Origin of the sequence: Mycobacterium kyorinense (genome assembly GCF_002101735.1) — a bacterium.
GTDB classification, from domain to species: Bacteria; Actinomycetota; Actinomycetes; order Mycobacteriales; family Mycobacteriaceae; genus Mycobacterium; species Mycobacterium kyorinense.
In genome coordinates, this window is record NZ_LQPE01000135.1 from 23123 (window position 1) to 32209 (window position 9087).

The following is a 9087-nucleotide window of genomic DNA, read 5'->3' on the forward strand; positions in this document are numbered from 1 at the left end:
GGAATGGTTTCGTACGGAGCGATCGATGACGGTGCACACGGAGCGGCGGAGGCGGATTCGTCCCCCACGATGAGCACGACGACGGTCACTCCGGTTGCCATCATCGGCATGGCCTGCCGGCTTCCCGGCGGTATCGACTCCCCCGAGCTGTTGTGGGAGGCGCTGCTGCGGGGCGACGACCTGGTCACCGAGGTTCCCCCGGACCGCTGGGACGTCGACGAGCACTACGACCCCGAGCCAGGGGTGCCAGGCCGGTCAGTCTCGAAATGGGGGGCGTTTCTCGACGATGTTGCCGGCTTCGACGCCGATTTCTTCGGGATCAGCGAGGCGGAGGCCACCGCGATCGACCCGCAGCACCGGCTGCTGTTGGAGACGTCCTGGGAAGCCGTGGAGCACGCGGGGCTCAACCCGGCAGGGCTGGCCGGCTCACGCACCGGCGTGTACGTGGCTTTGGGGCATAACGACTACCAACTGCTGGCCGCCGACGCCCACGCCCTGGAGGGACCCTACGGATTCTTGGGCAACGGTTACTGCATGGCCTCCGGGCGGATCTCCTATGCCTTGGGGCTGCACGGTCCCGCGTTGACGGTGGACACGGCGTGCTCGGCCGGCCTGGTCACGGTGCACATGGCGTGCCGCAGCCTGCACGACGGCGAATGCGACCTTGCTCTGGCGGGCGGCTCGGCGGTGGCGCTGGATCCGCGGAAGTTCTCCGCCGGGTCGGCCGGCGGAATGCTGTCTCCGACCGGACGCTGCCACGCGTTCGACGTCACCGCCGACGGGTTTGTGCCGGGCGAGGGCACTGCCGTGGTGGTCCTCAAGCGGCTGCCGGATGCGCTACGCGACGGTGACCGGATCTTGGCGGTGGTGCGCGGCACGGCGCTGAACAACGACGGCCGCACGGCGACCATCACGGCGCCGTCGCGGTCGGCGCAGGCCGCTGCTTATCGGGCCGCGTTGGCCGTGGCGAACGTGGATGCGGGCAGTGTGGCCATGGTGGAGACGCACGGCACCGGTACCCCCACCGGCGACCCGGTCGAATTCGCCAGCCTGGCCGAGGTTTACGGCGTCGACGGGCCCTGCGCGCTGGGTGCCGCGAAGACCAACTTCGGGCACAACCAGTCCACCGCCGGGACGTTGGGTCTGATGAAGACCGTCCTGGCTCTGCAGCACGGTGTTATTCCACGCAACCTGCACTTCACCCAGCTGCCCGACGAGCTAACCCAAATAGACACCAAACTGTTTGTGCCGCAGGAGAATACGCCGTGGCCTCGCAACGGTTCGGCGCCCCGGCGGGCGGCGGTGTCGGCGTACGGGTTCTCCGGCACCAACGCCCACGCCATCGTGGAGCAAGCCCCTGAGCCGCGTAAAGCAGAACCCAACGGGCAGGCCGAAGCGGCAGCAAACGAATCGCTCCTGTTTCCCGTGTCGTCCACGTCGGCCGACGAACTGCGCCGCACCGCAGGCCGCCTGGCCGACTGGCTGCAAGCCCACGACGACGTCGCGTTGCCGGACCTGGCCTACACCCTGGCGCGCCGGCGCGCGCACCGACTGGTGCGCACCACCGTCATTGCGAGCAACCGGGCGGAGCTCACCCAAGCGTTGCGCGACGTCGCCGACGGCGACGCGCCGTATCAGCCCGCAGTCGGACAAGGCGACCGGGGCGCGGTGTGGGTGTTCTCCGGGCAGGGTTCGCAGTGGGCGGGGATGGGCAAGCAGCTGCTGGCCGTCGAGCCCGTGTTCGCCGCCACCGTCGCGCAAGCCGAGCCGTTCATTGCCCGCGAGTCGGGATTCTCGGTGACCGAAGCGATCTCGGCGCCAGAGGTGGTGACCGGTCAAGACCGGATTCAGCCGACGTTGTTCACCATGCAGGTCGCGCTGGCCGCGACGCTCAAGGCCTACGGGGTGCGGCCGGGCGCGGTCATCGGTCACTCACTCGGTGAGGCCGCGGCCGCGGTGGCCGCGGGTGCGTTGTCGCTGGAAGACGGGCTTCGCGTGATCTGCCGCCGCTCGCAACTGATGTCCCGCGTCGCCGGCACCGGCGCCACCGCAACGGTGGAATTGCCGGCCCAGCAAGTACTTTCGGAGCTGACGGCGCGTGGCATCAACGACGTCGTGGTGGCGATCGTGGCCTCGCCGCAATCCACGGTGATTGCCGGCGCCGCCCAGACGGTTCGCGAGCTGGTCGCGGCCTGGGAGCAGCGCGACGTGATGGCCCGCGAGGTGCCCACCGACGTCGCCTTCCACTCGCCGCAAGTCGACCCGATCCTCGACGACCTGACCGCGGCACTGGCAGACCTGAATCCGATGACGCCGGAGGTTCCGTTCTATTCGGCGACGTTGTTCGACCCGCGCGAGCAGCCGGTCTGCAACGCCCGCTACTGGGCCAGCAACATGCGCCGGATGGTGCGGTTCTCGGCGGCGGTGCAAGCGGCGTTGGAGGACGGCTACCGGGTTTTCGCCGAGGTGGCGCCGCACCCCCTGCTCACTCACGGCCTCGAGCAGACCGCCCGTGGCCTCGACATGCCGCTGGCCGCGCTGGCCGGTATGCGCCGCGACCAGACGCTGCCGCACGGGCTGCGCAGCTTCGTCGCCGATCTGCACAATGCGGGCGCCGCGGTGGACTTCTCGGTGCTCTACCCCGGTGGGCGGCTGGTGGATGCGCCGCTGCCGACCTGGACGCACCGTCCGCTGATGTGGAGCCGCGACAACCAGGAAACCCAAATACACGGCGGCTGCACCGTTTCCGTGCATCCGCTGCTGGGCCCGCACGTGCGCCTGCACGAGGAGCCGGAGCGCCATGTGTGGCAAGGCGAGGTCGGCACCGGCGCCCAGCCGTGGCTGGGCGATCACCGGATCCGCGATATCGCGGTAATGCCGGGCGCGGCGTACTGCGAGATGGCGCTGGCGGCCGCGCGGGAGGTGCTCGGTGAGGCCGCCGAGGTCCGCGACATCCGCTTCGAGCAGGCGCTGCGCCTCGACGAGCAGACCACCGTCGGCGCCTCGGCATCGGTGTCGTCGCCGAGCGTGCTCGAGTTCACCGTGGAGACGAATCCCGGCGGTCAGCAAGTGCGGCACGCCACCGCGGTACTGCACGCCGCTGAGGATGAGCAGCCAGCCGCGCGGGATATTTCCGCGCTGCTTGCCGCGCACCCGGGTCGCGAAGACGGCGCCGACGTGCGCGCGCGGCTGGACCGGCGCGGTGTTCAGTTCGGTCCCGCCTTCGCCGCTCTCGGCGTGGTGCACACCGGCGAGGAGGGGTCCGACAGCGTGCTGGCCGAGGTCGCGCTGCCGCGTCAAATCCGCTCGCAGCAAGACGCATACGGCGTGCACCCGGCGCTGCTGGACACCTGTTTCCAATGCATCGAGTCGCACCCGGGGGTCAAGGCCCTGAGCGAAGAAGTGCTGGGGTTGCCGCAGGGGGCCCGCCGGATACGCGTCTACGGCCCGGTTCGCAATGCCCGCTACTGCTACACCCGGATCAACAAAGCCGATTCGACCGGGGTCGAGGCCGACTTCGAACTGCTCGACGAAAACGGAGCAGTCCTGCTCACCCTGCAGGGGGCGCGATGGGGCGCCCGGGTCTCCGGAAGCGCCCAGAAAGACCGGACGTTGAACGAGCGGCTGCTGAGCCTGGAATGGCGACTGCGCGAATTGCCCGAGGCCGACCACGACGACGCCAGAAGCTGGCTGCTGATCAGCACCACCGCCACCGCGGACGTGGTGGCGACCAGGTTGACCGATGCCCTGAAAAACTATGGCGCGCAATGCACCACGATGTGCTGGCCGCCGCATGCCGACCACGAATCCAACCGTAAACAGCTGGAAAATCAGTTGGGCGCCGGTGGCTACACCGGTGTGGTGATCCTGACGGGACCGAAAAACGGCGACGCCGTGGACCACTCCCCGCTGCTGGGCCGCGAGTATGTCCAGCATCTGGTGCGGATCGCCCGCGAGTTGCCGGAGGCACCCGGCGAGTCGCCCCGGGTGTACCTGGTGACCCGCAACGCTCAGGTGGTGCTGGCCGGCGACCAACCCAACCTGGAACAGGCCGGGCTGCGCGGGCTGATGCGGGTAATCGGCACCGAGCACCCGCACTTGCGCGCCAGCCAGATCGACGTGGACGGAGCCGTCGACGCCGAGCAGTTGGCGCGCCAGCTACTGGTCGACTCCGACGAGGACGAAACCGCCTGGCGCAACGGCGCGTGGTATACGGCGCGGTTGTCCGCAGCTCCTCTGCTCCCCGAGGACCGCAAGACCGCCGTCGCCAACCACGAATGCGACGCAATGCACCTGCAGATCCGCACTCCCGGTGATCTGGAATCGATGGAACTCATAGCGCGCGACCGGGTTTCGCCCGGACCCGGGAAGATCGAAGTCGCGGTCAGCGCGTCGAGCATCAACTTCGCCGACGTGCTGGTGGCGTTCGGCCGCTACCCCGCCATCGAGGGGCACATGCCGCAACTGGGCACCGACTTCGCCGGCGTGGTGACGGCCGTCGGACCGGACGTGACCGACCACAAGGTGGGCGACCATGTCGGCGGCCTGTCCCCCGACGGCTGCTGGGGCACGTTCGTCACCTGCGACGCGCGCCTGGCCGTCATGCTGCCCGCCGGCCTGTCCGACGCGCAGGCGGCGGCGGTGACCACCGCGCACGCCACCGCCTGGTACGGCCTGCACGATCTGGCCCGCATCCGCAGCGGCGACAAGGTGCTGATCCATTCCGGAACAGGCGGGGTGGGGCAGGCGGCCATCGCCATCGCCCGCGCGGCGGGCGCCGAGATCTTCGCCACCGCGGGCAGCGAGCAGCGACGACAATTGCTGCGCGACATGGGAATCGAGCATGTCTACGACTCGCGAAGCCTGGAGTTCGCCGACGCGATTCGGCGCGACACCGACGGGTACGGCGTGGATATCGTGCTCAACTCGGTCACCGGCGCCGCTCAGCGTGCGGGCCTGGAACTGCTGGCCTACGGGGGGCGGTTCATCGAGATCGGCAAACGCGACATCTACGGCGACACCCGGTTGGGGCTTTTCCCGTTCCGGCGCAACCTCGCGTTCTACGGCGTCGACCTGGCGCTGATGACCGTCACCCACCCTGAGCGGCTGCGGGAAGTGCTGGAAACGGTGTACCGGCTCACCGCCGACGGCACGTTGCCGATGCCGGAGAGCACGCACTACCCGCTGGCCGAGGCGCCCACCGCCATTCGGGTGATGAGCGCCGCCGAGCACACCGGCAAACTCGTGCTCGACATCGCGCACACCGGGCACAGCCGGGTGGTGGTGCCGCCCGAGCAGGTGCCGGTGTTCCGCGGCGACGGCGCCTACATTGTGACCGGCGGGCTCGGAGGCCTGGGCTTGTTCTTGGCCGAGAAAATGGCCGCGTCCGGCGCTGGGCGCATCGTGTTGTCTGCGCGCTCGCAACCGACGCCCGAGGCGCTGCAGACCATCGAGCGCATCCGCGCGCTCGGCGCCGACGTCGTCGTGGAAAACGGTGACATCGCCGAGGCCGGGACGGCGCAGCGGTTGGTCGCCGCGGCGACCGCTACCGGGCTGCCCGTGCGCGGTGTGCTGCATCTGGCGGCGGTGATCGAGGACGCCACGCTGACCAACATCACCGATGAGCTCGTCGAGCGTGACTGGGCGCCAAAGGTTTACGGCGCCTGGAACGTGCACACCGCCACCCGTGATCAGCCGTTGGACTGGTTCTGCTCGTTCTCGTCGGCGGCGGCGCTGGTGGGTGCGCCGGGGCAGGGTGCCTACGCCGCGGCCAACAGCTGGCTGGACGCGTTCACCCGCTGGCGCCGGGCTCAGGGCCTGCCGGCGACCGCGATCGCCTGGGGTGCCTGGGCCGAGATCGGGCGCGCCAGCGACCTGGCGGAGGGCGGTGGTGTGGCGATCGCTCCGGACGAGGGCGCGTACGCGCTGGAAGCGTTGCTGCGTCACGACCGCGCGTACAGCGGCTACGCGCCCATCACCGGCGCACCCTGGTTGGCCGCGTTCGCCGAACGCAGCCCGTTCGCCGAAGCGTTCCGTTCGACGGGTCAAAACGCCGCGGGCACAAGCAAATTCCTTGCCGAGCTCGACGAACTGCCGCCAGAGGAGTGGCCGACCCGGCTACGGCGTCTGATCTCCGATCAGGTCAGCCTGATCCTGCGCCGCAGCATCGACCCGGACCGTCCGCTGCCCGAATACGGCCTGGATTCGCTGGGCGCCCTCGAACTACGCACCCGCATCGAAACCGAAACCGGCATCCGGATCAACCCCGCCGACCTCACCACGATCGGCACGATCCGCGGCTTGGCGGAACTGCTGCGCGAAAAGCTGACTCCCGCAGGCGCGGCCTGACAGGCGTTACGCCGTTACGACGCCGGGCGGCCAGGGGTCGGCCATACCGACCAGGATGCGCCGGTCACCGGTGAACGGCCTGCGGCCGTGTGCGGCCAACATGTTGTCGACGAACAACAGGTCTCCGCGCTGCCAGGGAAAGGTTCGGGTGTGAGCGCGGTATGCCTGCGCGATTTCCTGCAGCACGGGCTCGGGCACGGGCTCGCCGTCACCGTACGTCGTGTTGTAGGGCAGGCCATCCACGCCCACGGAATCGATGAGCACCTCACGTATTTCGGGATCCAGCGAGAACGGGTTGAAGAACAACCCGTGGTTGAACCACAGCGGTTCTCCCGTGATCGGGTGCTCGTGGATCGCCGGGCGCACGTAGGTAACCGTCAACGAGTCGTCGGCGCCCCATTCGACGTCCATCGCATTCTCCCGGCAATAGGCCTCCACCTGATCGTGGTCGCTCGAACCGAACACGTCTTGCCAACTGAATCCGAGCAGCCCGAAGTGCCGCCGGTAGCGCCAACCGCGCTCGGCGAACTCGTCGCGGATTGCCGCCGGAATCGAGGCAAGAACGTCTCGGCAGTCGGCGAGTGGCGTCTCGCCACCCGTGGTGGCCGGCGTCACGCAGCAGAAGTAAAGCTTCTGCGGCCACGACGTGCAATGTGAGTTCTCGTTGTGCAACGGGATGACCTCTTTGGCCGGATACTCCGTCGAGGTGAAGATGTTGTCCCCGACGGCGGTTCTCGGGGTAGCACGCTCGCGGTAGCTGGCCCACTCCGTGGAAGTCGCCTCGATGCAGCTGCGCAGGGCCTCGGCGCTGTCCACCCCGAAGCCGCGAAACAGCAGGGCACCGCTGTCGCGCAACGCGGGTTCCCAGGTCTCACGGTTGTCGGTGAGCCACCGCGGCAAATCCTGGCCAATGTGCTCCGGTGACATCACGCGCGGCAGGGTTCGTGTCTGCGTCTCGCTCACGGTCCGCCCTCCTAATCAGATCAGTCCGAGCAGTTGCAAGTCGGTGACGTATTTGACGATGACCGGCGCCGAAACATGCGGAATGTCGTTGTCGGGACCGACTTTCGCTTCTTGCACCGCAGCCCGGAATCGGTCCGCCGGCGCCAGGGGACCGTTCGTCGGCTCCGGCGGCTGCACATCCGTGGCATTGCGCAACAGCGGCTGCACAACGTCGAGCACCGAGTGCTCGCGTTGCCGCTCGGGCAGGTTACGCAGCGCAGTTACGAACCGCTGCAACCACTCCCCAAAGTCGCCGATGCGCTGGATCGGATAACCGGCTTCGATCAGCCAGTCGACGAACTCGTCGAGCCCGATCCCGTCGTCGTGCGGGTTCATCACATGGTAGGTCTCGAACCCGTCGAACACCTGGGCGCCCAGTGTGGCGATCGCTTCGGCGACGAATCCGACTGGCAGCCCGTCGAAGTGCGCCCGCTGCCGGTTGCCGTCGGCGTCGAGACGATAGAAGGAGGCGGGCGCGATGCCGGTAGTGACCAGGCTCAGCGCCATCCGGCTGAACAGGTCGACGACGTTGAGCTGGCCGGCGTAGGTGGGGTCGGCCAGGATCATGTCGCAGCGGAACACCGCGACCGGCAGCCCGCACAGGTCATTGGCCTCCCGCAGCAGCACCTCGCCGGCCCACTTGCTGTTGCCGTAGCCGTTGGCGCGGGTGTCGTCGATGGTGCGGCTGGGGCTGACGACCCGGATGTCGGCGTCCTCGGTGAACTTGCCCGGCTCGATCTGGTCACCCACGTTGGCGGTCGACACGTAGGTGTAAGGCTTCAGCTTCGTGGTCAGCGCGAGCCGGATCAGCTCGGCGGTGCCCACGACGTTCGGACCGAACAGCTCGCTGTACGGCAGGACGCCACTGACCAGGGCGGCGGGATCGACGATCAGATCGACGGTGTCGGCCAGCCGCTGCCAGGTGCGGTGGTCCAGGCCGAGGTTGGCCTCGTCCTTGTCGCCGGCGATGACCTCCAGATGGTCTTCGGCCAGTTCCTGGTAGTGCAGCAGCAGCTCGGCGTCGCCGCTGTCGAACGTCTTGTCCAGGCGTGCCCGTGCCTCTTCGTCGGACTTCGCCCGTACCAGGCAGATCAGCGTTCCGTCGACCAACTCCATGCGCTCCAGCCATTCCAGGGCCAGGTAGCGGCCAAGGAAACCGGTCGCCCCGGTCAACAGGACCGTTCGCACCTCGGGGCTGGGACCCGGCAGTGCCGGGGCGGCGGCCAGTGTGGCGGCGTCGATGAACTTGTCCAGCGTCAGGTCCCGGGCATGCACCTCGGTGACGTCTGCGGAGCCATGCACGGAGGCAAAGCTGGGCCCGTTGGCCTTCGGCTTGCGCACCAGCACCCGGCTCAAGGCGCTCACCGACGGCGCATCGAAGAGGGCCCGCACGGTGAGGTGAATGTCGAACGTCTTGTTGATCGCGGCGATCACCCGCACCCCGGACATCGAGTCGCCGCCCAGGTCGAAGAACGAGTCGTCGACGCCGACGCGCTCGAGCCCCAGGGCGTCGGCGTAGATGCCGGCCACAATCTCCTCGACGACGTTGCCCGGGGGTCGGTAACTGTCGCCGTCGGCGTATTCCGGCGCCGGCAGGGCGCGGGTGTCGAGTTTGCCGTTGGGCGTGAGCGGCAATGAGTCGAGTGCGACCACCGCGGCGGGCACCATGTAGGCCGGCAGCCGCTCGCCGAGTTGGGTGCGCAGTTCGGTGGGGTCGGCGGTGCCGGTGACGTAGCC

General features: G+C 68.7%; 3 protein-coding genes. 1 reads left to right on the forward strand and 2 read right to left on the reverse strand.

The window, feature by feature from the left end; all coding sequences use genetic code 11:
* Window positions 1–3 precede the first annotated feature (3 nt).
* Window positions 4–6348: a sulfolipid-1 biosynthesis phthioceranic/hydroxyphthioceranic acid synthase gene (pks2, locus tag AWC14_RS16660; RefSeq protein WP_045373732.1), complete on the forward strand. Its 6345-nt coding sequence runs from the start codon at window positions 4–6 to the stop codon at window positions 6346–6348.
* Window positions 6349–6354: 6 nt separating this feature from the next.
* Here the strand turns inward: pks2 and AWC14_RS16665 are convergent, their stop codons facing one another.
* The gene (locus AWC14_RS16665) at window positions 6355–7311 is read right to left on the reverse strand and encodes a TauD/TfdA family dioxygenase (protein ID WP_057003480.1); all 957 of its coding nucleotides are present in this window, start codon (window positions 7309–7311) and stop codon (window positions 6355–6357) included.
* Between the two features lie 15 nt (window positions 7312–7326).
* Window positions 7327–9087: thioester reductase domain-containing protein (locus AWC14_RS16670; protein ID WP_142281730.1), on the reverse strand; the 1761-nt coding region annotated here is incomplete at its 5' end.

What these genes read in the sequence shown, in the direction of transcription:
- pks2 (WP_045373732.1), top strand. Translation starts at nt 4, where the DNA reads ATGGTTTCGTACGGAGCGATCGATGACGGTGCACACGGAGCGGCGGAG.